At 54.8% G+C, this 23,521-nt stretch carries 31 protein-coding genes; 6 read left to right on the forward strand and 25 right to left on the reverse strand.

Annotated features, from left to right (window positions below):
- Nucleotides 1-84 precede the first annotated feature (84 nt).
- The 3 genes from KXD86_RS15925 to KXD86_RS15935 all read right to left on the reverse strand — a co-directional run bounded on the left by KXD86_RS15925 (nucleotide 85) and on the right by KXD86_RS15935 (nucleotide 2,444).
- Nucleotides 85-885, reverse strand: a complete 801-nt coding sequence (locus KXD86_RS15925; protein ID WP_218637141.1) for an oxygen-binding di-iron domain-containing protein — start codon at nucleotides 883-885, stop codon at nucleotides 85-87.
- 149 nt (nucleotides 886-1,034) lie between these two features.
- Nucleotides 1,035-1,463, reverse strand: coding sequence for an SRPBCC family protein (locus KXD86_RS15930; RefSeq protein WP_218637142.1), 429 nt, complete (start codon nucleotides 1,461-1,463; stop codon nucleotides 1,035-1,037).
- Nucleotides 1,464-1,568: 105 nt separating this feature from the next.
- Complete coding sequence (locus KXD86_RS15935) at nucleotides 1,569-2,444, reverse strand: AraC family transcriptional regulator (protein ID WP_218637143.1); 876 nt, start codon at nucleotides 2,442-2,444, stop codon at nucleotides 1,569-1,571.
- 163 nt (nucleotides 2,445-2,607) lie between these two features.
- Between KXD86_RS15935 and KXD86_RS15940 the strand changes: the two genes are divergently transcribed.
- The 5 genes from KXD86_RS15940 (at nucleotide 2,608) to mmsB (ending at nucleotide 8,205) form a co-directional block, all read left to right on the forward strand.
- Complete coding sequence (locus tag KXD86_RS15940; RefSeq protein ID WP_218637144.1) at nucleotides 2,608-4,098, forward strand: CoA-acylating methylmalonate-semialdehyde dehydrogenase; 1,491 nt, start codon at nucleotides 2,608-2,610, stop codon at nucleotides 4,096-4,098.
- A gap of 94 nt (nucleotides 4,099-4,192) precedes the next feature.
- Complete coding sequence (locus tag KXD86_RS15945; protein WP_218637145.1) at nucleotides 4,193-5,359, forward strand: acyl-CoA dehydrogenase family protein; 1,167 nt, start codon at nucleotides 4,193-4,195, stop codon at nucleotides 5,357-5,359.
- 10 nt (nucleotides 5,360-5,369) lie between these two features.
- The gene (locus tag KXD86_RS15950; RefSeq protein WP_218637146.1) at nucleotides 5,370-6,149 is read left to right on the forward strand and encodes an enoyl-CoA hydratase; all 780 of its coding nucleotides are present in this window, start codon (nucleotides 5,370-5,372) and stop codon (nucleotides 6,147-6,149) included.
- Nucleotides 6,150-6,183: 34 nt separating this feature from the next.
- Nucleotides 6,184-7,257, forward strand: coding sequence for an enoyl-CoA hydratase/isomerase family protein (locus KXD86_RS15955; RefSeq protein WP_218637147.1), 1,074 nt, complete (start codon nucleotides 6,184-6,186; stop codon nucleotides 7,255-7,257).
- Nucleotides 7,258-7,317: 60 nt separating this feature from the next.
- On the forward strand, nucleotides 7,318-8,205 hold the full coding sequence (mmsB, locus tag KXD86_RS15960; RefSeq protein ID WP_218637148.1) for a 3-hydroxyisobutyrate dehydrogenase: 888 nt from the start codon (nucleotides 7,318-7,320) through the stop codon (nucleotides 8,203-8,205).
- A 68-nt stretch (nucleotides 8,206-8,273) separates the two neighbouring features.
- Here mmsB and KXD86_RS15965 read toward each other — a convergent pair whose 3' ends face one another.
- The 4 genes from KXD86_RS15965 to KXD86_RS15980 form a co-directional block, all read right to left on the reverse strand.
- The gene (locus tag KXD86_RS15965; RefSeq protein ID WP_312846315.1) at nucleotides 8,274-8,594 is read right to left on the reverse strand and encodes a DUF3175 domain-containing protein; all 321 of its coding nucleotides are present in this window, start codon (nucleotides 8,592-8,594) and stop codon (nucleotides 8,274-8,276) included.
- On the reverse strand, nucleotides 8,576-8,905 hold the full coding sequence (locus tag KXD86_RS15970) for a hypothetical protein (RefSeq protein ID WP_218637149.1): 330 nt from the start codon (nucleotides 8,903-8,905) through the stop codon (nucleotides 8,576-8,578). Before KXD86_RS15970 ends, KXD86_RS15965 begins: the two co-directional genes overlap by 19 nt.
- Nucleotides 8,906-8,922: 17 nt before the next feature.
- A complete protein-coding gene (locus KXD86_RS15975) occupies nucleotides 8,923-9,351 on the reverse strand; it encodes a VOC family protein (protein WP_228739612.1) in 429 nt (142 codons plus the stop codon).
- A 65-nt stretch (nucleotides 9,352-9,416) separates the two neighbouring features.
- Nucleotides 9,417-10,448, reverse strand: coding sequence for a GlxA family transcriptional regulator (locus KXD86_RS15980; RefSeq protein WP_218637150.1), 1,032 nt, complete (start codon nucleotides 10,446-10,448; stop codon nucleotides 9,417-9,419).
- A gap of 156 nt (nucleotides 10,449-10,604) precedes the next feature.
- Here KXD86_RS15980 and KXD86_RS15985 point away from each other — a divergent pair, with 156 nt between their 5' ends.
- Nucleotides 10,605-11,171: an OsmC family protein gene (locus tag KXD86_RS15985; RefSeq protein WP_218637151.1), complete on the forward strand. Its 567-nt coding sequence runs from the start codon at nucleotides 10,605-10,607 to the stop codon at nucleotides 11,169-11,171.
- A gap of 171 nt (nucleotides 11,172-11,342) precedes the next feature.
- Here KXD86_RS15985 and KXD86_RS15990 read toward each other — a convergent pair whose 3' ends face one another.
- From KXD86_RS15990 to KXD86_RS16075, 18 genes are all read right to left on the reverse strand, one after another.
- Entirely contained in the window at nucleotides 11,343-11,480 is a 138-nt protein-coding gene (locus tag KXD86_RS15990; protein WP_218637152.1) for a hypothetical protein, read from the reverse strand.
- Nucleotides 11,481-11,595: 115 nt separating this feature from the next.
- Entirely contained in the window at nucleotides 11,596-12,015 is a 420-nt protein-coding gene (locus KXD86_RS15995) for a YybH family protein (protein ID WP_218637153.1), read from the reverse strand.
- A gap of 231 nt (nucleotides 12,016-12,246) precedes the next feature.
- Nucleotides 12,247-12,645, reverse strand: a complete 399-nt coding sequence (locus tag KXD86_RS16000; RefSeq protein WP_312846316.1) for a GFA family protein — start codon at nucleotides 12,643-12,645, stop codon at nucleotides 12,247-12,249.
- Between the two features lie 160 nt (nucleotides 12,646-12,805).
- On the reverse strand, nucleotides 12,806-13,189 hold the full coding sequence (locus tag KXD86_RS16005) for a septal ring lytic transglycosylase RlpA family protein (protein ID WP_228739613.1): 384 nt from the start codon (nucleotides 13,187-13,189) through the stop codon (nucleotides 12,806-12,808).
- Nucleotides 13,190-13,823: 634 nt separating this feature from the next.
- Nucleotides 13,824-14,381: a YqhA family protein gene (locus KXD86_RS16010; protein ID WP_218637155.1), complete on the reverse strand. Its 558-nt coding sequence runs from the start codon at nucleotides 14,379-14,381 to the stop codon at nucleotides 13,824-13,826.
- A 78-nt stretch (nucleotides 14,382-14,459) separates the two neighbouring features.
- The gene (locus tag KXD86_RS16015; protein WP_218637156.1) at nucleotides 14,460-15,152 is read right to left on the reverse strand and encodes a class I SAM-dependent methyltransferase; all 693 of its coding nucleotides are present in this window, start codon (nucleotides 15,150-15,152) and stop codon (nucleotides 14,460-14,462) included.
- Between the two features lie 85 nt (nucleotides 15,153-15,237).
- Nucleotides 15,238-15,777, reverse strand: a complete 540-nt coding sequence (locus KXD86_RS19025; RefSeq protein WP_218637157.1) for a YcxB family protein — start codon at nucleotides 15,775-15,777, stop codon at nucleotides 15,238-15,240.
- A 100-nt stretch (nucleotides 15,778-15,877) separates the two neighbouring features.
- A complete protein-coding gene (locus KXD86_RS16025) occupies nucleotides 15,878-16,360 on the reverse strand; it encodes a YegJ family protein (protein WP_218637158.1) in 483 nt (160 codons plus the stop codon).
- A gap of 72 nt (nucleotides 16,361-16,432) precedes the next feature.
- Nucleotides 16,433-16,867, reverse strand: coding sequence for a hypothetical protein (locus tag KXD86_RS16030; RefSeq protein WP_218637159.1), 435 nt, complete (start codon nucleotides 16,865-16,867; stop codon nucleotides 16,433-16,435).
- Between the two features lie 983 nt (nucleotides 16,868-17,850).
- Complete coding sequence (locus tag KXD86_RS16035) at nucleotides 17,851-18,195, reverse strand: DUF4345 family protein (RefSeq protein ID WP_218637160.1); 345 nt, start codon at nucleotides 18,193-18,195, stop codon at nucleotides 17,851-17,853.
- A 97-nt stretch (nucleotides 18,196-18,292) separates the two neighbouring features.
- The gene (locus KXD86_RS16040) at nucleotides 18,293-19,315 is read right to left on the reverse strand and encodes a hypothetical protein (RefSeq protein WP_218637161.1); all 1,023 of its coding nucleotides are present in this window, start codon (nucleotides 19,313-19,315) and stop codon (nucleotides 18,293-18,295) included.
- A 66-nt stretch (nucleotides 19,316-19,381) separates the two neighbouring features.
- Nucleotides 19,382-19,753, reverse strand: a complete 372-nt coding sequence (locus tag KXD86_RS16045; RefSeq protein ID WP_218637162.1) for a tetratricopeptide repeat protein — start codon at nucleotides 19,751-19,753, stop codon at nucleotides 19,382-19,384.
- Nucleotides 19,754-19,857: 104 nt separating this feature from the next.
- Nucleotides 19,858-20,154: a hypothetical protein gene (locus tag KXD86_RS16050; RefSeq protein ID WP_218637163.1), complete on the reverse strand. Its 297-nt coding sequence runs from the start codon at nucleotides 20,152-20,154 to the stop codon at nucleotides 19,858-19,860.
- Between the two features lie 34 nt (nucleotides 20,155-20,188).
- A complete protein-coding gene (locus KXD86_RS16055) occupies nucleotides 20,189-20,662 on the reverse strand; it encodes a hypothetical protein (RefSeq protein WP_218637164.1) in 474 nt (157 codons plus the stop codon).
- A gap of 126 nt (nucleotides 20,663-20,788) precedes the next feature.
- Nucleotides 20,789-21,340 (reverse strand): hypothetical protein, encoded by a 552-nt coding sequence (locus tag KXD86_RS16060; protein ID WP_218637165.1) that lies wholly within the window; start codon nucleotides 21,338-21,340, stop codon nucleotides 20,789-20,791.
- Nucleotides 21,341-21,441: 101 nt separating this feature from the next.
- A complete protein-coding gene (locus KXD86_RS16065) occupies nucleotides 21,442-21,792 on the reverse strand; it encodes a hypothetical protein (protein WP_218637166.1) in 351 nt (116 codons plus the stop codon).
- 447 nt (nucleotides 21,793-22,239) lie between these two features.
- Nucleotides 22,240-22,548, reverse strand: coding sequence for a hypothetical protein (locus tag KXD86_RS16070; protein WP_218637167.1), 309 nt, complete (start codon nucleotides 22,546-22,548; stop codon nucleotides 22,240-22,242).
- A 510-nt stretch (nucleotides 22,549-23,058) separates the two neighbouring features.
- A complete protein-coding gene (locus KXD86_RS16075; protein ID WP_218637168.1) occupies nucleotides 23,059-23,388 on the reverse strand; it encodes a hypothetical protein in 330 nt (109 codons plus the stop codon).
- Nucleotides 23,389-23,521 lie beyond the last annotated feature (133 nt).

The following is a 23,521-nucleotide window of genomic DNA, read 5'->3' on the forward strand; positions in this document are numbered from 1 at the left end:
TCCCCCATAGAGTCGGTTGTCAGGTTCGCCTTGGATCGACACGCCGGCACCAAGGAACAGCCGTCCGGGGCCGTTCCTTTCTGATCAGATATAGTCCACCGGGCGCCGATAATTTTCCTGCGTCATCAGGTCAATTCCGCACTCCATGTCGCTCACCCAGTCCAGGAAGCGCTCAACCATGGCCGGTCCTTCGAAGCGCTTGCCGTGCTGGGGCACGATCATATCCACGTCCAGTTCCCTCACCATATTCGCCCACAGCTGACAGACCTTTCTGGAAGCAATGTAACGGCGGTGAAAGCCGATCATGCTGGGAATGTGCTTGTCGAAATCGGCGACGGGCAGATGGTCGTCCTCGCCTCCGAGTGAGGCGCCCAGGTCGCCAGAGAAGAGTATCTTCGCCACCGGATCGTAGAACTGGAGGTTGCCAACCGAGTGCATGAAGTGGGCCGGCAGGCACTGCAGGTAGGAATCGCCGAACTTCACGTTTGCGCCGGCGTCGGGCACGCTCACGATGCGGTCGTAGACGCTGCCGCTGAGCTGGCTGGTGACGTAGCCGGACACCAGGTGAGGCAGGAATCGCGCCCAGAGCCGGGAGGTGACAATCTTGGCCCGGGTGTGAACGATCCACCGGTCGATGGCGCCGATGATGTCCGGGTCCTGGTGTGACGCGAAGACGTAATCCATATCGCGAATGTTCATATACCGCGATGCCGCGACAGAAAGGGGGGTGTAGGTGAGATCTCCGCCCGGATCAATCAGTGCTTCGTGCTTGCCATCAACGATCAGGAACTGGTTGGACTGAACGCCCTCGCCGGTTACCAGTGAATCGAACATCAGGCATTTGTGGTGTCCGTTATCAAACAGAACAATCGGCTCGGCTGCCATGTGAAATCTCCCGCTGGACGTGGAATAACCGGCCCCATGGCCGGTTACTGCAAAGTGCGCGGAGATTACAAAATCGCGAATAGCAACCTATTGCTGCAGGTCAAATATCTGATATTCATCAAGTAAGGTTTTGTACGCGCAACCGGTGTTCAGGCCAGTTCGGGCACACGCTTGATGCCCCGGCGGATGCCTTGCTCCAGTGCCGAGCTGACCACTTTGCCGGTGAAGGGCACGATGTCTTCGAAGCGAATGGTGTAGTGGACACGGGTGTAGCCTTCCGGGGTGTCCTCGAACAGGATTCGGCCGATGTGGTTCTTGATCGGGCTCATGCTGGTGATGGTGTACTCGATCAGTGAATCCGGCTCGAAGTTCAATATGGTTTCTTTCAGGCCCAGCGGCCCGATACCGATTTTGCGGACAGAGCCTATGCCGTTCGGGTCGGCCTGGTCGCTGTCCTTGATGCGCTTGACGGGGGCTCCCAGCAGCTTTCCGAAACGTCGGTGATCCGCGAACAGGGCGAACACCTTGCTTCGGGGAACGTCAAATGTTTCTTCAATTTCAATCGTGTACATAGCCATAGGCTCACTCTTCTTGTGCGTTATGTCGCCCAAGAGTATCCGTTTCATTTTACCAACAAAAGTCGCGGTAATGGACAGGTCCAAGTCTGGCCCGAATCGCCCGGTTCAGTGCCGGGCCGTGTGTCGGTAATCCCGGGGTGATTGACCCATTACCTTCTTGAATAACCGCGAAAAATAATAGGCGTCGTCATAGCCCAGACGGCGGCTGATGTCGGCGAAAGTGAGCTCGGTGGTGTCCAGCATCTGACAGGCCCGCTCCACCTTCAGGTGCAGGAAGTGCTGGATGGGCGAGGTGCCGGTCTGTTCCCGGTAGCGGGTCGCGAAATGCGCCGGCGACACGCCGGCGAGTTCGGCCAGTTGCTCGAGGGAGATACGCTCGTCCAGATGTTCGCGCATGTAGTTGTGGATGGTGTCCAGCTCTGCCTTTTGCTCGTGGCTGGTTTCGTCCGCGTTCAGCGGCACAGCCGCCATCAGCTGGCGCAGCCGGTTGGCTGCGTGAATGAGGCCCCGGGCTCGGAAGCCGGTCTGCCGCACCGAGAGCAGGCCGTTAAAGTCCACCAGCAGACGCGGCTGGCGCCCCAGATGCCGGATCCGGGTGGTCCCCGAAAACCCCATGTAATTCCGAAACTCCTCGGCCAGGGGACCGGTGTAGTGGACCCAGTGGATTGTCCATGGGTTGTCCGGATCGGAGGTATAGCGGTGGTGCGCGCCGGCCGGTAGAAGCAGCAGATCCCCGGGCTCTACCGTGTAGGGCTCACCCAGCACGTTCAGGAACGCCTTGCCCTCGGTGCAGTAGATCAAAAGATTGTCGCTGTGGTGCTCCCGGTGCATGTGATGCCCCGCCGCCCTGCGATAGTGGCCGAACGCCAGGGGGTACAGGTCCCGGGTCAGCGGGTGGCTGGAGAGCAGCCGGATTATGGGGGCTGGTACCACGTAGCGAACGCTGTCTTCCGGTACCGGCCACTGCGAGGTTTGTGTCATTGCCATTGTCGCTGTTTTTGGTGGTGATCGAAAGATAGTCCATCAAGAGCGAAATTTAGTCAATCACGCTCCCGCACACCCCGTGCTAGTCTTTTTGCATTCGTGGTCGGAACCTCACGGTTTTCGGCTTGCTTCCCTCATAACAACAAACAGGGATTTTGCTATGAAAAATGTACCTCTGTACCTTGCCGGTGAATTCATCCAGAGCCAGACCCATGAATGGATCGATGTCACCGACCCCGCCACCAACGAAGTGATCGCCAAGGCTCCGTGCACCACGCACGCGGAAATGGAGCAGGCCATCAAGTACGCGGGTGAAGTCTTCAAGACCTGGAAGGAAACGCCTGTGTCTGAGCGTGCCCGGGTCATGCTGCGCTACCAGGCGCTGCTGAAAGAACATCATGACGACATCGCCGAAATCCTGTCCCAGGAAACCGGTAAAACCTTTGAAGACGCCAAGGGCGACGTCTGGCGCGGTATCGAGGTAGTCGAGCACGCGGCCAACGTGGCCTCCCTGATGATGGGCGAAACCGTCGAAAATGTGGCCCGTGGCGTTGACACCCACTCCTGGACCCAGCCGCTGGGCGTATGTGCGGGCATCACCCCGTTCAACTTCCCGGCCATGATTCCGCTGTGGATGTTCCCGATGGCCATCGCCTGCGGCAATACCTTCATTCTGAAGCCGTCCGAGCAGGACCCGCTGACGCCGATGCGCCTGGCGGAGCTGTTTGAGGAGGCCGGTGCCCCGAAAGGCGTGCTGCAGGTTGTTCACGGTGGCAAGGAGCAGGTCGACACCCTGTTGACCGATCCGGCGATCCGCGCCATCTCCTTCGTTGGTTCCGTTCCGGTGGGCCGCTACATCTATGAAACCGGCACCCGCAATATGAAGCGCGTGCAGAGTTTCGCCGGCGCCAAGAACCACATGGTCATCATGCCCGATGCCGACAAGCAGCAGGTCATCAACGCGCTCGTCGGTGCCTCCGTCGGCGCGGCCGGCCAGCGCTGCATGGCGATTTCCGTGGCCGTGTTCGTGGGTGAGGCCCAGCAGTGGATTCCGGAACTGAAAGAAGCTATGGCCAAGGTTCGCCCGGGTGCCTGGGACGACGCTGGCGCCAGCTATGGCCCGATTATCAGCGCCAAGGCCAAGGACCGGGTTGAATCCCTGATTGCCACCGGTGAAGCGCAGGGCGCCAACCTGCTGCTCGACGGCCGTGGATGCACCGTCGATGGTCTGCCGGACGGCAACTGGGTCGGCCCGACCCTGTTCTCCGGTGTGACCACCGAGATGGACATCTACAACGAGGAAATCTTCGGCCCGGTTCTCTGTTGCATGGAAACCGACAGCCTGGGTGAGGCGATCGAACTGATCAACAACAGCCCGTACGGCAATGGTACGTCCATCTTCACTGCATCCGGTGGCTGCGCCCGCCGCTTCCAGCACGAGATCGATGTGGGCCAGGTGGGCGTAAACGTGCCCATTCCGGTACCCCTGCCGTTCTTCTCATTCACCGGCTGGAAGGGGTCCTTCTACGGTGATCAGCACGCCTACGGCAAGCAGGCGGTGCGCTTCTACACCGAAACCAAGACGGTCACGTCGCGCTGGTTCTCAAGCGAAGCCAGCACCAAGGCGAACTTCTCTATCCAGTTGCGTTGAGTGTGTTGTAGGTGGGGTAAGTTGGGCCGGAACCTGTTTCCGGCCCCCTTTTTTGCTCCGCCTCAGCCCAACCTCTTAGATCTGGAGTGATTCAATGGACTTTAATCTGACCGAAGACCAGCTGGCGTTCCGTGAGGCAGCGCGCGCGTTTGCGGAGAAATCCATGGCGCCGCACGCGGCAAAATGGGACGACGAGCATATCTTCCCCATCGACGTCATGAAGGAAGCCGGCGAGATGGGCTTTATGGGCCTGTACACGCCGGAAGCGCTGGGCGGCATGGGGCTGTCCCGTCTTGATACGTCGGTGATTGTTGAAGAGCTGGCCGCGGCATGCCCGTCCACGGCGGCGTTCATCACCATCCACAACATGGCGACCTGGATGGTGGCCAGTTTTGCCTCGGATGACCTGAAGCAGGAGATCGTGCCCAAACTCGCCAGTGGTGAATGGCTCGCCTCCTACTGCCTGACCGAACCCGGTGCCGGTTCGGACGCAGCCAGCCTGCGCACCAAGGCGGTCCGTGACGGAGACAGTTACCTGATCACCGGCAGCAAGGTGTTTATTTCCGGTGCCGGCAGCACCGACATCCTGGTGCTCATGGCCCGAACCGGCGCCCCGGACAGCGGTGCCAAGGGTATCTCCACCTTCGTGATCCCGGCGGATGCCGAGGGCATTACCTACGGCAAGAATGAAGAAAAGATGGGGTGGCGCAGTCAGCCGACCCGAATGATCAGCCTTGAGAACGTGCGTATCCCGGCTTCCAATCGCGTGGGCGAGGAGGGTGACGGCTTCGCCATCGCCATGAAAGGGCTGGACGGCGGCCGGCTGAACATCGCCACCTGTTCCCTCGGGGGCGCCCAGGCCGCACTGCTGCGAGCCCGCAACTACATGCACGAGCGTGAGCAGTTCGGCAAGCCCCTGGCCGCGTTCCAAGCCCTGCAGTTCAAGCTCGCCGACATGGCGACCAACCTGGTGGCGGCCCGCCAGATGGTGCGGCTGGGGGCTTTCAAGCTCGACAGCGCCGATCCGGAAGCGACCCTGCATTGTGCCATGGCCAAACGCTTCGCCACCGACGTCTGTTTCGACGTGGTCAACGATGCGCTGCAGCTGCACGGTGGCTACGGCTACATCCGGGAATACCCCCTGGAGCGCTACCTGCGGGACCTGAGGGTGCACCAGATACTCGAAGGCACCAACGAAATCATGCGCCTGATCGTCGCCCGTCGGCTGCTGGATGACGGCGTGGCCGAAGCGATCCAATAAGGAGAATTCCATGAGCGACCTGATTCAGCTCGAAAAACGCGGACATATTGCGGTACTGACCATCAATAACCCGCCGGCCAACACCTGGACGGCGGAATCCCTGCCAGCGCTGCGCGACACCATCCGCGAACTGAACGCGGACCGGAACATCTTTGCGCTGGTGGTAACCGGCCAGGGGGAAAAGTTCTTCTCCGCCGGCGCCGACCTGAAAACTTTTGCCGATGGCGACAAGGCCCGTGCCAACGAGATGGCCCAGGCGTTCGGTGAAGCCTTCGCCACCCTCAGCGCTTTCCGGGGTGTGTCCATTGCCGCGGTGAACGGCTACGCCATGGGCGGCGGCCTGGAGTGTGCGATGGCGTGCGATATCCGCATTGCCGAGGAGCACGCGCAGATGGCCCTGCCCGAAGCCGGTGTGGGCCTGCTGCCGTGCGCCGGTGGCACCCAGAACCTGCCCTGGCTGGTGGGAGAAGGCTGGGCCAAGCGCATGATCCTCTGCGGCGAGCGCGTCAAAGCGGACAAGGCCCTGCAGATCGGTCTGGTGGAAGAAGTCGTGCCGTCTGGCAAGAGCCTGGAAAAAGCGCTGGAGCTGGCGGAAATGGCCTGCAAACAGAGCCCGTCCTCCACCGCCCGCTGTAAATCCCTGGTGATGAGTGCCCGTGACGGCCGCAGCCACGAAGACGGCTGGCGGATGGAGCGTGAGCTCTTCGTGGAACTGTTCTCCACCGAGGACCAGAAGGAAGGCGTGAACGCGTTCCTCGAGAAACGCGCACCGGAATGGAAGAACCGCTGAATCCCGTGGCAGTGCAACGGTTGAAGGAAATGTTATGAGTGACCAACCCATCGTTTTTGAAGAGTGGACAACCGGCGACGATGCGCTGATTGCCGTGGCGCGACTGAACACGCCGAAGGCCCTGAACTCCCTCTCGCTGGAAATGATCCGCCTGCTGGCGCCACAGCTCAAACGCTGGGCGGAAGACAGCCGTATCCGCGCCGTCTGGCTGGAAGCCGAGGGCGACAAGGCGTTCTGTGCCGGGGGCGACATCGTGGCCCTGTACCGCAGCATGACCGAGCCCCAGGGCGCCAGCGAAGGCGAAGCCTTCTTCACCGAGGAATACGAGCTGGATTACCTCATCCACACCTTCCCCAAGCCGATCGTCTGCTGGGGCCATGGCATCGTCATGGGCGGTGGCATGGGCATCATGGAAGGGGCGTCTCACCGGGTCGTGACCGAGGGCTCGAAACTGGCCATGCCGGAGATCACCATCGGCCTGTACCCGGATGTGGCCGCAGGCTGGTTCCTCAACCGCACCCCCGGACGGACGGGGCTGTTTCTCGGCCTGACCGGCGCCCGGATGAATGGCGCCGATGCGTTGTTCACCGGCCTTGCCGACCGATTCATCCGGCACGAACTCAAGGCGGACGTGATCAAAGAACTCCGGCGACGGAACTGGCAGGGCGAGAATGGCCATGCGGTTGTTGGGAGCGTTCTGCGGCAGTTCGAACAGCAAAGCGCCGATGTCATGCCGGAATCCCCGGTCCGCACCCATTTCGACGAGATTAACCGGGTCACGGACGCGGATTCGCTGGAAGATGTGGTCAACCAGCTCAAAGAGCTTGCCGGTGGTGAGGGCTGGGTGGCGAAAGCCACCAAATCCCTGGCATCGGCATCACCGACCTCTCTGGCCCTGGTCTGGCACCACCTGCACAACTGCAAGCACGATGGCCTCAAGGAGGTTCTCGACAAGGAGCTGGTGTTGTCCCAGAAATGCCTGAGCAAGGGCGAGTTCGCCGAGGGTATCCGGGCGCTGCTGATCGATAAGGACCAGCAGCCACGGTGGCGCTACGCCTCCCTGGCGGAAATGGACAGTGCCTGGATCGACGATTTTTTCAAACCATAGCCAAACGGCCACCGGCACCGGTGGCCCACTCAATCGAATAGAACAATAAGGGGAAGAGATATGGCAACGATTACATTTATTGGTCTTGGCAACATGGGCGGTCCCATGGCCAGCAACCTGGTGAAGGCCGGTCACGACGTGACCGTGTTCGACCTGTCAAAAGACGCCGTGCAGGCGCTGGTGGCCGAAGGCGCGAAGACCGCAGAGACCGCCCATGAGGCTGCGAAGGGCGCGGAATGTGTGATCACCATGCTGCCCGCGGGGCAACACGTGGAAGCGGTCTATCTCGGCGAAGACGGCCTGCTGGCCAAGCTGCCCGAGGGCACCCTGGTGATTGATTCCTCCACCATCGCGCCGGAAACGGCCCGCGGTGTCGCTGAGGAAGCCACCGCCCGGAACATTCCCTTCCTGGATGCGCCGGTCTCCGGCGGTGTCGGTGGCGCCAAGGCCGGTACCCTGACCTTCATCTGCGGCGGTGCGGAGGACACCTTCAACAAAGCCAAGCCGATCCTGGACGCCATGGGCAAGAACATCTTCCACGCTGGTCCCCACGGTTCCGGCCAGGTCGCGAAAATCTGCAACAACATGCTGCTGGCGATCCTGATGGCGGGCACCAGCGAAGCCCTGGCGCTTGGCGTAAAGAATGGCCTGGATCCGGCCGTGCTCTCGGAAATCATGAAGCAGAGCTCCGGCGGTAACTGGGCCCTGAACGTCTACAACCCGTGGCCGGGTGTGATGGAAGCGGCGCCTGCATCCCGCAATTATGAGGGCGGCTTCCTGGTGAACCTGATGAACAAGGACCTGGGCCTGGCGTTCGACAACGCGGTGAAAAACCACGCTTCGATTCCCATGGGTTCGCTGGCCCGCAATCTCTTCGAGATTCACGCGGGGCAGGGCAACGGCAGCCTGGATTTCTCCAGCATCCAGCGACTGTACAAGCCGGAGTAAGGGCAGGAGGGCGCGGCCCGCTCGTGCCCTCGGTTCTGCGTTCCATGAGGATGCGCCGGGACGGGGATTTACGGGCGTTTTCGCGGCTTGCCGTACAGTGCCCGCAACTCGTCCTTGGCCGCTTCCAGTCGCTCGCGCTGCTCTGGCGCGAGCTGTTTTCCTGCGCGGTTGATGTAGAACGTCAGCATCGACATCGCGGAGCGGTAGGGGTCTGACTTCCGTCGGGTGCTGTCCTCCGCGGACTGCTTCAGCGAACGGGCGATGTCGCGGGGATTCTTCAGGGAGAACACCCCGTGTTCAAGATTCAGCGCATCGCTGGATTCCGTGACCCTCTGTGACCAGTGTTCGGTGCCCTTCATCGATTTCGCCATCACGAGTCTGGCAGGCACACCCGTTTGCTCTGGCTGGTGAGCCGGTTCCATTTCGGTTCGTTATTGTTGCGCGTCTTGTACAGGTAGTCGCTTACGTCTTCAAAGTGGGTCTGGGTAGCGCCCAGCTTTCTCGCCTCCGTGCGGTGCCGGCTGGACAGCATGGCCAACGCCTGCTGTTGATCGGCATTGTCATCCAGCATTTCGCTGATCATCGACAGGTGGGAGGCGCAGAAAATATGCATGTTGCGCTTGTCGTAGTCGATTTCTTCCGACCACCCGTTGAGGCTGATGAAAACCAGAATCGTCGCAAGACCCGCTGCTCGTTTCATGGGTAATTGTCCTATGCCTAGGTGTCTGACCACACAGCATACTCATTGCCATTGGGGTCTGTGAAATGGAAACGACGCCCCCCGGGAAATGAGAAGATGTCCTTAACGATGTGCCCGCCTGACTGATTCACGGTTTCCAGCGTGGATTCCAGGTCGCCGCTGTATAGAACAACGAGCACGCTCCCGTTGCGGGTCGTCGCCACCTGGTCGGATTTGAAGAATCCGCCGTCCAATCCGGCATTCTCAATGGCGACGTAATCTGGGCCGTAGTCGACAAACGACCATCCGAACGCATCAGCAAAGAACCGCTTGGTGGCTTCAAGGTCGGTTGACGGAAGTTCGACGTAGTTGATTTTCCCGGTTTCTTTCACAGTTTCTTCCTTGTTGTAATGACGTTCTGTGAGGGCGATGAGATACGAACATAAAGGACCAACGATGGATTTCATAGCCCCCTGAACCAGGTGCGGCGTTACTCAAAGCGCGACGATCAGGCAGCAGTGCGGGGCGCCAGTCAAATCAGGCGGCCAACCGACTCTTCGATCAGAGGTCGAAACAGGCGTCGGTACTCGCCCGGCGTCAGGCCCGTCAGGCGCTTGAACAGGCGGCGAAAGAAGGACACATCCTCATAGCCGGCCTCCAGGCTCACTTCCTCTACAGACAGCTTTCCCTCCTCCAATAGCCGCTTGGCCGCTTCGATGCGAAGATTCTGCAGGTACTCGATCATCGAGGCGCCAGTGGCAGCCTTGAAGCGCCGCTTGAGCGTTCGCTCGGGCAGGGGGGAGCCCTCTATCAGCCGGGAAATGGCTGCGGGATCCCGGCAATGCTCCTTCAGCCACTCCTCGCACCGGCGCACCGCCGAGTCGGCATGGTGCGTTTGTCGGACCAGGCCCGTGAATGGAAGCTGGCCCTCGTCATGCCATTTGAGCAGGTAGACCTTGGCAATCCGCAGTGCTTCGCCGATGCCCACGTGGCGGGCAATGATATGCAGTGCCAGATCATGCCACGACGTGGTTCCGCCCGCCGTCACCAACCGGCCACCGGGATGGGCGTAAACCAGGTTCGTTTCCGGCCTGAAATGCACCTTCGGATAGTGAGTGCGAAACAGCTCCTGATACCCCCAGTGAGAAGTGGCCTCGCAGTTATCCAGCAGGCCGCTTTCGGCCAATAACACCGACCCGGAGCAGGCGGAATAGATCGTGGTACCCGAGCGGAACCTGGCGTTGACCCACTCCATGAGCGCGTCATAGCGACCACGGATCTCTTCATGGGGACCAAGCCAGATCTCCGGGAGGATCAGGATATCCGCAACAGGGTCGTCGGCGATGGCATAAGCCGGCTGCACCGGTATCCCGTGGCCGCAATAAAATGGCGTGGTCTCGATGGAAACAATCTGCACATCAAAGGGTTGGGATGGACTCGCATCGCCCACCAGCGTTTGCCATATGTTGCCTGTCGACATTAACACATCGACCATTCCATACAGCGCCGACCCCGCCGTTTCCGGCAGCGCCAGAATGAGAACTTTTTTCTGCCGGCATGACATGTTTCGTCCCCCCTTAAATTGGTGGCACGAATGCCCCCTTTTTGTCAGATATCCATCTGAGCGTGTCCGCCGCCTTGTCTTACTTTATACCCAGACGCCACACAAAGCGTCTCCCGGTTCCCGGGTCCCTGTAGACGATGAAGCAAGGTGAGAATGATGAACGCACAAGTAGATATCCAAAGCCGAAATGGCCTTGACCTGGTTCAGATGGGGCAGACAGTTGAAGCCCTCAAGAACAATCCTAGCCTCGCGCAGTTCGAGTTTCGGGCAAGCAACCAATGGGTGAACGGCGGTGAAAACCGCTCCACTATTCGAGGCTTCTACGGCGCTGGCGCCGAAGACGACTCCCGCATTGAAGACTTCGTCTTCACAAACGGAGAGCCACCGGTCCTGCTCGGCAACAACGAAGGCGCGAATCCGGTGGAATTCCTGCTGCATGCGCTGGCTGGCTGCGTCACTACCACTACCGTTCTGCATGCAGCCGCGCGGGGCATTACGATCAGGAAGTTGTCGACCAGACTGTCAGGCAATATCAACCTGGAAGGACTGCTGGCGCTGAACGACGACGCCACGGTTGGTTACGAGAGCATCCGCATCCTGATGGACATCGACGCTGACTGCAGTGAGGAAGAGCTGGATGATTTGCTGTCGTTCGCCAAGAACCACTCTCCTGTATGCAACACGGTGTGCCGGCCAGTTTCAGTGATGCTTGAGCGGATTTGAGAGAAAGCCCATTAGAGATCCAACCGCATAGCAGGCGCGAACAACCGCGTTTGCTATGCGGTTGATGTTGGGGCCCAGCACCGAATCGCGGTGATAGCCCCCCAGTAGAAGGTATGCATTGGGAAAAGCGAGGGAAAGATACCGAGGTCTTTCAGTGGGCCAACCTGATCCTTACATGGTCTGCTTGTCGCTGATTGCAGGGTAGCCCGCATAATCTTCGCCCTTTCCCGGGGGCGGCAGGAGGCTGGCCGCGAGAGCCTGGAAGCCAATCATCCAGGCATGGCCGTGGGAATCGACAAAGCCTTTCACCAAGGACATCTCCGGAGATCGGGCGCAAGCGCCCGATCCCCAGATTGGACCCGCGAACCAGGGGGAAGTTTAAACGTGGGCCTTAATGCCGTCGTCAGGCGTTTCCCGATGGTGGCTACAAACGATTGAGAGCTTCCACCATTGCCGGAACCACATCCGTATGATGGTGTGTCATCTTCCACCCACTGGCTTCTCGCTGATAGATATTGGTCACGCGAACTTCGCCCGACACCTTCTGCCCGCCCAGAGTAAACTCGGCGTCCTCTGTGCCGAGTTCGTAAGCGACGTCTCCCGCGACGCGGATAAGTTGATCCTTCAGTTCAACTTTCCCGTCTGTTGTCGCCTGGGCTACCTGCTCCCAGGCTTTTTGAACCTCGCTCCATCCGACTTGCCGACCACCGACCGGGTGCATGGTGGTGACATCCGTGTTGTGTGACCAGATATCAGACAGTGGGGCGGCATCACCATTGAGCATGGTGTTCAGCGCCGCGTAGAACTGCGTTGATGCCTTACGGACTTCCTCTTCTGTGGACATGGGAGGACCTCCCTTTTGTGGCGGTATGCGACGGTGTACCGCGCGCGCCTTACGCCGTCAGGACTGTTTGCTTGTATGGAGGCGCAACCAGATCACGGGTAGTGAATAAGATCAGTTTATAGCGCCGCCATCGAACAAAGTTGGACCCAGATCAAGTTTGCGACTTGCTGGGTCGCCGGGTTCGATGGCGGGAGTGCCGAACGATCTGACTGGCCTCTTTTTATCGGTCAGCTAGGGGCCGACAGGGTGCTCTTCGAATTGCTTGGCGGAGTCGCCAATCTTGAGCCAGCTCGGCTTTTCTGAAACAAACTCATGGAACTGGTTTTCAATGGCCATATCGCCATCAATGCAATTGGCCGCGATCGGAAACGAGTCCTCCGTCGACAGTACCTCGCCCAGCGCTGAGCCGCAGATTGAGCAAAAACACCGATTGTATTGGTAGGGCGGTTCGGCTTTGAACGTGGAGATGTGATCACGCCCCAGGGTAATCCGGAACGTATCGGACTTAACAAACATGAGGGTGCTTGCACCCACTTTGCGACACCGGGTGCAATGGCACGTGCCCATCATACCGGGCATTTCCGTTAGCTCGAACTGAACAGCTCCGCAGCAGCAACTTCCCTTGATCATATTGTGTCCTTACGAAAGATGATGGAGTCAGTTCAGCAATCTATATCAAAAGCTGTATAAATGTACAGTTTTCTGTGCTGTTGTTTGTTCTGATCAGTGGATTTGCACCGTTCGACGAAGCGCTGGCGAAAGAGCTTCTGGTCGCTGTAAAAAAGGGAATCTAGGAGGGCTCACGAAGCACTTCGATCTTTACGTTGATTAAGCCTTCGGACGTACTGCCGATGCGACGGAACGCGGATTTGGACAGGTCGATTATTCGGCCTTGAACGAATGGTCCGCGATCATTGATCTCGACAGTGACGCTCTTGCCATTCTTGATGTTCGTTACTTTTACCATTGAACCGAAAGGTAACGTCTTGTGTGCAGCGGTCAGTCGGTCGTGCGTGTAGAGCGCACCACTGGCTGTGGTTCGGTTCTGGAATTTATCCGCATAGTAGGACGCCTGCCCGGTTTCAGTGAAGCCAGCCCCAGGCTGAACCGTTGAGCATCCCGCTATCACGCTAAAGAATGCAATGACCAATACGCGTCTGAAAGTGATCATCATAATCCGAGTCTTTTGTTGTGTTCACATAGGTATAACTGTGGGGCAGGGGCTTTTCGAGCGCTCCGCCGGTATTGTCCCCTAGGCGTTTATCCACCACTAAGCCATCACGGCAAGGCATCCCGCAACCAACGCATAGTGCGGGCGCCAGGATCCCCGCGTTAACGACCAGGCCGAGCAAACAAGGCCAAGCAACCCAACCGGGGCGAACATGTTTACTCCGAAAATCATTCAGGTCTCACAGTCATAGCCAAGCGGTCTACCTTCACAGAATCCGGATAGTGGCCAGATTGCCAACAGCAGCAATGATGCCGATAGCAGTAATTCAATCCAAGACACTACTTTCAGCATGTTGGTGTGCCACCCGGAAAGGGATACCGCCCGCCGCTTCACTACCACCGAGGCCCGTGACCTCAACGTCAATGATCACTTCGCCTGGCTTTGGACGTGGTGGAGCGAGATTTACGAGATCCAACTGGTGCGGACCATTGAGCAGGAGAGCTTTCATCCAGGTTATACCTCCTTGTATAACGCGTTGTATAAGCGGGGTGCTTTTGCACCACTTTGTTTGACACTTTAGGCACTGAGGTTTTCATACTCGTCCGGGGATTGGTAGCCCGGACTCGAGTGCAACCGCTCAGTCGTGAGAATCCTTACGGTGGGCGTGACTCATCAGATACAGCCCACCGGCCAACGCCAGAACCGACACGGCAAGGTATATTGCGTCCAAGGGGGTTTGAAACCTTATATCAACGACCGCCCTGAAGAACTCAATAATCACAGCCAGTATTACGACCCGGGCAATTTTGTCTTTGAGCTGATCAAAGGATCCGACGTTGAACGGATGGCTAGGGGTTCTGTCTTCAGACTGGTCAATCGGTGAGATGAAAAGGCGATAGATGCCAGAACCGAAAATCAACAGGACAATAGCAATCAGGTAAATGTCGACCGCAATGATAATTTTAGGAATAACGGTATCGTGAATATCACCCGAGCCGACGCCCAAATAGTACGAAATGGTGTCAACGACAATGCCAAACACATCTGCGGTGCCAATTAGAAACAAAACTGTCGCCCCCAGAAGGCTAGGAACGACAGCGAGCATCACAAGCAGGCGAGAGTTCCAAAGGAAGAACTCGAAGCGGTTCTCCAATTTGCTGGGCAGTGGCTTCTCTCGTTCTTTCTCTTCACGCATATCAGAATCCAATTAATGTTTGCGCTGAATGATCATGAGTGCGACTTGATGATACGTGGCAGCCGTATAACGCCGCAATCACGCGCTTGTCGCGTGGTTTGCCTTGTAAGCGCCGGTGAAAATTACGGACGCAGGCTTATGAGTCTTGGGGTGAATGGGCTCACGTATCTCCAGCAATTGAAATCCGTTGTCTGAGAACAGGGCCACCCAGCTTTCGAGCGTTCTGAAGTACCAAGGAGCCGGATCAACAAAGTCTGAGCCAAAACCAACCCAGGATCCTTCCCGCCAACCGTCGATATAGGGTAGGTCGCTCGCGACCACCGGATGAGGGGTTTGAACAATAAAAACCCCGTCCGTTTTCAGGCTCGCCGGTACGGCTCCAAACAGCGTCTCGACCGACTCCTTTCCAAGCAGCGAAAAATTACAAACAACGACGTCGAACAAACCTTCAACTGCACCGGCAGCGATGTCTTCGTACGATGCGACCAGAAAATGTCCCCCGCCGGCACTTTCGGCCTGCTCAATGAGATCAGGTACTACATCGACCCCGACTAGATGCGATACTTGAGACGCGAGTTCACGGATGAGCCATCCCTCGCCGCACCCAATATCGAGGACAGATTCGGGAGAATGACTCAACACAGCCTCGACGATTGCCTTGTTCGTGATTAGTTTGCGGCTCTCGATATGACCACCTCGGACAGCCGCAGACCACTGAGAGGCATTCTTCTCCCACGAGTTGACAATTTTTTCATCACTATACGGGTTCATAAGGCAATCTGTTCTAAGCGGCTAACGCCTTGGGTAAGCTGTCGGTATGGAGCGCAGCTTAGTACCGGTCAGTTTCACCCATTGGTTATGCATGGTGACCCTCGATTTTTCGGTTCGCAAACCTAACAAATTCATTTTCTTCAATTTGATCTGCAAATGACCTTTTTGGAATTATGTGTGCAACCGAAGTATCCAAAAACAGATAGATGTGGTCCTGGTTGACTGCTAACGATTTCACAGCACCCCACTCAGTAAATGAGCTGTAGTTTTTGGCCTGCTCACCTATTCCACTTTCTCCTACTTCATATATATGCGATCCAAGCACCATGCCGTTTTCCAACGGCATGTAGTTTCGCATCTGTCTGGCACTAACAACCAGAAAATAGATTACCAAAACCAGGAAGGGGAAAGCTGCGGCGCCACCCGACACCCAGTCAAAAATTCGATGTTCGCCGCCGTAGAACTCAAACAAAAACACGAAATATGCTGCATAAATTATTAGAAAACAAAAGTTGAGATACGAAATTTTTTGTTTTCCAGGGGCCGTTCCCGATGAAAGAACCGCTCCAACATAATGCAAATATGCCTCAAAATCTTTTTGACTTATATTTGTCTCAATTTGCACTTACTGATCCCTTGTAGCGAATGCATAACGCTGGGCACAGCGGCCGCTGAAAGCGGTCCGGTGGTCATGAGCCAGCAACTTCTGCGCCTTGTTAAGCGCGCTATTCACAGACGAATCCATGATTTTCCTTGTAATACTCTACTTGTTCTTTGGGCATACTCTTGAAAAGTGCACAGATCGTAAAGCTGCCAATTTGTCTGCCGTTTTCGACGTAGCCCCAATCAGAAATCATCGACCTATCGAATTCGATCACTTGGCCATATGAAACTGATCGCACAACTTGAGGCTCATTAGCCAAAACACCCTCGAATTTGCCATTCACTATTGCACGAAAAGGTGTTACCCAAAAATGCTCAGTGCCATTACTATCGGAAACCATTACTTTTAGCTTATAACTCTCAACATTCGGAATGTTGTCTGAGTGCTTTTGCAAGAAACTATCAAGCGTTCTCCTTGCATTCTGAATGGCTTCGATCATGACTGGATCTTCACCTTCAACCCAAACCACTTCATCTTCATCGAGCTGGCCAGCTTGGGCGGAATGCGCTATCAGCAGAATGAGCAAAATCGACAGTTTTTTCATGATTAGCGAGACTCCATGTCTTTAAACGTTTAACGCGGAGCGAAGCGGCGGCCGTCCGCCTTGCACGATTGGTTAGGCTTTTGGCTTTATTATCGAGGCCCCACAACCAATAACGAATATAGCGAATAGAAATATAACGACAGCGAGACCCTCATTGCCGAACGAATTTCCAATAAGGTTTGCTATATGAGCGCCTAGGCTCGCCCAGCGACTAGAACCGTCCCACTCCGAAAATTCTTGTTCAGACAATAGGGCGACACCGTAGTTAGCGAGAAAAACTCCTAAGACGATCAACAAACTTCCGGCAATCGGTAACGCCTTTTTCTCTCTCGCACTTTTATCGGTCTCGCTGTAACCAATCCAAAGGATCCTAAATACCGCAATTATTACCCAGTTCGCCAATAGGCCATGCATTACCGCCTTAAACCACGAATGTATCTGACCAAATATTGTTAAATTTATTAGAATTAACAATACGCCGGCTATAAAAACCAGAATCCATTTCATTTTTTATGCACGCCTAACGCTGAGTGAGCTTTGCGGCTGCCGGTGCACAGCACCGGCAGCCGCAACAGTGACTTGTTATGTGCTTAGTCATGGAAGTGCTTCAACTTAGATTCCTTGATGTAGGGAGAGAGCGATTCCACAGCTCCATTATTTTTATGCCAGATGATATAGGTGTAATCCCATTCTTCGCTTATTACACACCTCAATTCCGGGATTATTAAAGTTGTGAACATCGAAGAGTCTTTGCTCATACTATCTGTGTAGCTCGATAGCACTGACTCTATGTTGCTTACCTTACGAGTAGATTGGCTTTTGAAGTCGACGGTCTCAAGAACGAAGGCCTTAGCCAGACTTCTCAGCAGCTCGTTAAACCTAGACCAATCCTCTTCCGTCACCTGATCTAACTTATGGTAGTGCTCATCACCGAGCCAACCCTCCCACAGTGACACATACTCTTTGGAAAACTCTGGTCTAACATTCCATTCTTCAAAATATTCACTAAACATAGTTATTCAACAACACGTAACGCCGTTGTTCAGCGATGCCCTTGTAGCGCAGCGAAAAGGGCATCCGGTGGAGGGCCTAGTGGCCCGGAACGAACTGCAACTACTTGTTAGAGAGGCCCTTGGCACGTAGCTCCTCTAGTCGCTGTTTGCTCGTTGAAGTGCGAAATAAACCGCCACACATGGGCGGATCTGGCATTATCAACTGGAACTTTGCTCCGCACTCCTTACAACGATAGGCAGATTCAAACGCCGTGTCTGCGGTTACTGCCTCCCACGCATCTGACGCAACCATTCTGGCTGAAAAGTTCTCAGCCTGTTCGAAGTCCGCCTTGGCTATGAAACGGCCTAAGATCTTCGACGGAATATTTGTGCAGATAGCGCAGTTCATATCGAGGCTCTAACGCCAATATCAAGCGGCGCCCCGACAGGGGCGTCCGGTGGACGGCCGCCAGGCCGGGAACGTACTTGAATGAATGGTTAGAGCATGCCAGCGACCAGCAAGTAGCCGATACCTGCCTCCACGATCACCCCACCCACATTCTTGCCGCTGAAAGCCTGATCCAGAAAAATGGAGACGATGCGGAATACCGCCGCTAATAACCAGGCCACCCCAACCGCAACGTAAACCTCTGACTGCTGAAACCACAAACACGCCGCACCCAACCCGACAAAAAGCCCGCCGTAAGTGGCACGGACCTCTGATAGCCCCAGCGCTCCCTCTGGGGCAACTCCGACAAGATCAGAAACTTGTCGGGGAGCCACCAAGCCCAAAATCCCGAGAGCCAGTGTGCAGACGGCACCGAGAAGAGGAATCAATTCCATAAATTCAGATTCCCCCTGTACGGTCAGTAAGCTCTAACGCCCGCATTTGCGGCTGGTTTGGAGCGCAGCGGAAAACCAGTCCGACAACATGCGCTTGTTAAGAGACATTGGAACGCTCCGCTTCGTCTAGCTTCTTTAAGGCGAACTCGCCCCTTTCATTTACCGAGCGAGATTTATCTGAAGCGAATTGCTCAGCGAACGCTCTAGCTGCAGGACCTAGATTGCCTAGTTCTCGTATTAGAATCTCTGCTGAAACTCGTCTAACTATAGAAGAGCGATCTTCAGAGGATCGTTTTAGCAATTCGAACAGTGGAGTTTTTATATTCAGTTTTCGCTCAGCGACCACAGGTTTTAGCCTGCCTTCGCAATATCGAATATCGGTCCACTCCCACTTCCGGCCCTCCATCCAAGCAATCCGCCCTTCAAATAAACTGCGGTATGCTTTCGCTCGAACTGATGGCTGAACAGCAAAACTAGCAATTTCTTCAATTTTTTCATCAAGTATCGACGTGCGACCGAGCTGAGAAAAGAGTGATGGCATGGGCCCGGAAGCCGATGAAATCAACTTATACCGAAGCGACTTTGCTATTTCCTTTTCGCAAATGATTTGCAGAAGAACATCTTTATCCACATTTTCTATTCTGCCCCAAGAGGTCCAATTGGACAGTGCGATGCATAGCGCTTCAACCACATATTCTGGGTCAGTTGATCTTGCTATCTCAGGAAGTTTGTCCCTTGCTGCATTTCGAACCTGTGGCACCCAGTCATTAAGCCTACGAACAGCAAGAGAAAAAAAGAATGTATTCGGTGCCGCACCAGACAAAGCTCGTAAAGCTTTTTCTCGCTTGTGACCATCCCAGCTAATCAGATCAAGCCAAGTTACTAGTTCTTTAGGCTTCGACCATACCTTCCACTTTGGAGGATTTGATTCTCTTAGTGCCAACGAAAACTCAGAGCGAATCAATCGCTCCCAGAAGTCAAAGCTCGAAAGAGGTAACTCATCCGTGACATCAATCAGTGCAGACATATCTGCCACGACCTTACTGCCCGAGTTTATCGAGTTAGCAAAGTCCTTTACTGCTGAAATAATCTTATCTTCCATGATCTGCGATTGTTGCACCTGCTACTTGCCTCTTAACGCCGAACACACCGGCGGCCTGACCAGGCCGTCCGGTGCTGTGTATTGTTATGCATATTTTGCCAGCATCCGCTTAGCTTCGTCTGGCACATGCTCATATGACGGGTACTCTGGTTCCATCTGCGATACCAACTTCCATTGCTCAATCGCTTTTTTCTTTTGGCCAGATTCAAGGTAGGCAGTTGCCAAGAACAATCGTGCATCGCCTTCACAATAATGAGGCTTCAACTCGATACCGTGTTCCAAAGGCGCAATGGACTGCTTCCAATGAGATAACCGCTGAAGGCAAACCCCATACGCAATGAAGTAACGAGGATCATCTGACCCTTCGATAAGCTTTTTGTACACAGACAATGCACCGGGGAAATCTTGTTGCTCTTCGAGCTTAAGCGCCTGCTGGTAGTCCTGCTCTTTACTCATAGTTGTGATGCATAACGCTTTTGTTTAGCGGCGGCCCGAAAGGGCCATCCGGTGGAGGCCGTAGGCCGGAACAAACTACAACAACTTGTTATGTGATTTCACGGTCACTTCACTGGACCTGACATTGTCGACAGCACGAACAGATAGGTAATCACTAACAATCCCAAACTGAACACAAAAATCCCACTCTGGCGTTTGGTATTCAGCGAGAAAAATTTCTCTCTGTGCGATAAGACCGGGACCAGGGTTGCCATTGCGATCAATGCGCTGATGCTCCCCTGATAACCATCGTAAAGACCGCCATGAGCATAGAAGGCAAATGCTCCGAGCAATGCCAAGGGAATCAGAGACGACAGGACGACAACGGTTGCGACCCAGGTTCTGGTTACACTACTTCTCATGAGGAATTACCCCTCAGGCACATAACGCTTGAGCTCAGCCGCCGCTTTCAGCGGTCGGCTGCAGCGTTTGGTTATGTGCTGGTTCTGCTGCCGCAGAGTACGTTGCGATTCCGATTTGAAGGACGCCAACCAATACACCAATGAGGCTCAGCATCTGACCTATTCTCGCGAGCCTATGTGATGAATGTTCAGCTTGCTCGTGCATGCGGAGCTGAAACCAGTTCTGCAGGCTTGCGATTTGCTCATCCAAAAACCACTCAGCAATCCATTCGTGAGTCCACTTTTGAGTTCGGTCTTTATCCGCTTCTTGAATTACACCACGAGAAGCATTCAGTTTATCTATCAATAGCGTTACGAATCGGGGCTCAGGCTCTGAGCCAGCGATAAGGCCAGAAGCGTGTAATTGAGCATGCAGCATCTGATTGGCTACTTCTTCGATACTCAAGGTTTCCGCCCCGTCCACTGAGGTAAGCTTGGGCCTCAAATGATCACAAGACTTTTTACCCATTCTTCCCCCTTACTTTTCTCGCCATGCACATAACGCCAGCCATAAGCGGCGCCCTGACAAGGGCGTCCGGTGGAGGGCCAAAGGCCCGGAACAGACTTAATGGCTTTGTTAAGCGGTGCCTGGTACTTACACGGCATGGCCGTTCCACTGTGTTGTTTGAATTACGTTGGATGAATGCCAACGTTTTACGTAGTTCTGAATATCACCCAAATCGGTTTCGACCAAGTTTTCTAATTTGGACAGTCTCTTGGACAAACCTCTCCTTGTCAGGTACCTACCAACTTTGTGCCGCGGCATCCCCGCAAATATCAATCCCCTTGGCGGTTCTAATCTGGCTTTGGTTTGACTGTTCGGGGGTAGGTGGAACTGTAGTCCATCAACGCCTGATAGGTTTTCGATTGCTTCGCAATGTGGCACCAAACTAAAGATATTTAAATGCTCTTGAATCCAACGGTCTCGCAGGCAGATGTTGACTTCAATTATCTGCAATTCCGAATCTTTCGTGAGGCGGCATAGCTCGTAGCTATACCCTCCGTGGTCATCCTTGCCGAACCAAGAGGTTGAAAAAGGCGATTTACAGAAACCCTGCCTTTCCAAAGCAGGAAGACCATTTTCGAGAAAAATTTTATTCCTCTCCTCCCGCAACTCCTTGTCAGAGGCTTTGTAAAAAATGCTCACGCGACCTCTCTTATTTCGCTTAACGCCGAAGCACAGCGGCGCCACGCCAGTGGCGTCCGGCGGCCATCGGCCGCGTACTGATGCGTCTGGTTATGTGACTACTATGCACACCATTCTCCTACTGCATCCGAGGATGAAAATCCGTGCATCATGATGTTTTCGGGCGATTCTCCGAAGCCCAAAGCGAACTCATTTCCAGACTCAAGTGTAAGTAGCCAACTATTTTCCATGTGCGCGATGGCTAACACTTTTGAACTTTGGTACTTCTCAAAATCGTACTCGGGAAAGCAAGCAGAAGTGACAGTAACCGGTATAGGATCAATTACGTGCTCAAAGAGTGCGCGTGATACCTCGGCCAAGTGCTCCTCGTAAGTTTTGCCCTCAGGGGTAATCAGTTGCGCTCCTTCAGCTATGGACTGCTCAATCTTCTTGATCGCTTCAGACTTAGTCATAACTGATTGCACACATAACGCCAACAGCAGGGGCGCGACGAAAGGAGCGTCCCTTGCCTGTACTGGTTATGTGGTTGATCGCCCCTAGAATTACCCTTATAAACGGTGCCATTACCCATATAGATAGAGTAGCTCCTCAATGATCTCTTTATCTGACACGGAAAAATCTGGGTGCTCTCTACTCTGTCTTATGCTCTCTAGAACGCCCCGAATGGGCAGCCCTGGTCTGGATGGATCTTCGATCACTGCAATAAGCCGGTCACGCTCGGATGCTTCAGGCAGGTATCGATTTACAATCCGAATTAGCTCTTTTTTGCTCGTTTGACCATCCATATCAGCAGATTCCATCAAGCTTGATCAGCGTCGTGTTTTCCCGCCACATAACGCCGCGTACAGCGGCCGCTGAAAGCGGTCCGGTGGCCAACGGCCACATACTGATGCGCCTTGTTATGCCTGTTGGTAAAGTTCATGAATCTGATCCAACTCATCCGCAGAAGCATGGTATGAGAAAAATGGTGCAATCCTTTTGAACTCGGCCGGTGGGAACCATTTCCTAAAAAACGGCCAGAACTTTTTATTCTGCGGAAGACTTTCATAAAAGGCACACACTGCTGCAGTTGAAGCCTCGGTGGGTAACTTGCCGGATTTATCACTGATGGACCAAGCTGCGTATGAAAGAACTCTTTTTATGAGGTCATCATTCGACGCTAAAAACGCCCTTTCAAATTCCATGCTTAGCTCGATCCACAGGGCCATAGGACCCTCGGCCTCCTGGATTAAAGATTGATACTCAGGTAGCAATCTCTGAGCTTCCCTTCTCCACGCACTCATGATTCTCTCTTTAAGGCATAACGCCAAGCTTTGGGGCGGCTGTAGCGTAGCGTAAGCCGTCCCAGCCGCGATAGCGGCGACAACAGCGCCTTGTTATGAGTTCTTGATCCCATAGAACTCCTCCACTTCCTCTTTTGTGAGCCCCACCGGATATGCCCCATTTGGATTTTCCCAGTAGGCACCACACTTGTTGCATTGGAAGAGCCTCGCCTGTCTCTCCCAGTTCGGGTCTGCCAGTAGCTTCAGTATCTCGTCTCGATTTTCCAGAAATGGATGCGTCCAATACTTTCGACAATAATCGCAACCAGTTTCAGGAAACATTATCGGCATGACCAAAACTCATAACGCTTTGCATAAGCGGCGGCCTGACAAGGCCGTCCGGTGGAGGCCCATAGGGCCGGAACAAACTTAATGCACTGGTTAGGCTGTCGTATATCACTCATCAAAAAACCATTCCCGACTAGCGCAATCCATGCCCTTGTGGGGGCCCAGCGGCCACTGGTAATAATATACCCAGCACCCCTCTGGCCGATTCGAGTAAACAATCTTCGGCCCGTTAAAGACGCCCCAAACCTCAGTGCTAGCCACTTCCATTTCTCCAGGGTAGCTTCCTGACGCCGTATACATTTCATTGACCTTGTTTACCGTAGCGACAACTCCTTGATCGCCGCTATCTTCCCATCCCCTGGAGAACTCCAGAATGACAAAATACAGACCGATGGCTGTAACAAGGAAAAGAACAGAGATCTTTAGAACAGCACGCATTCAAAATGCCTAACGCCGAACGCACCGGCGGCCGTTTTATGGCCGTCCGAGTGCCGTGACTTGTTAGTTGCCTTCATGAACTGTGATGGCAACCGTATTTGAATTAACCCCAGGGGCGCACCAAAGAGAGGAA

It is taken from the genome of Marinobacter arenosus (assembly GCF_019264345.1).
GTDB classification, from domain to species: domain Bacteria; phylum Pseudomonadota; class Gammaproteobacteria; order Pseudomonadales; family Oleiphilaceae; genus Marinobacter; species Marinobacter arenosus.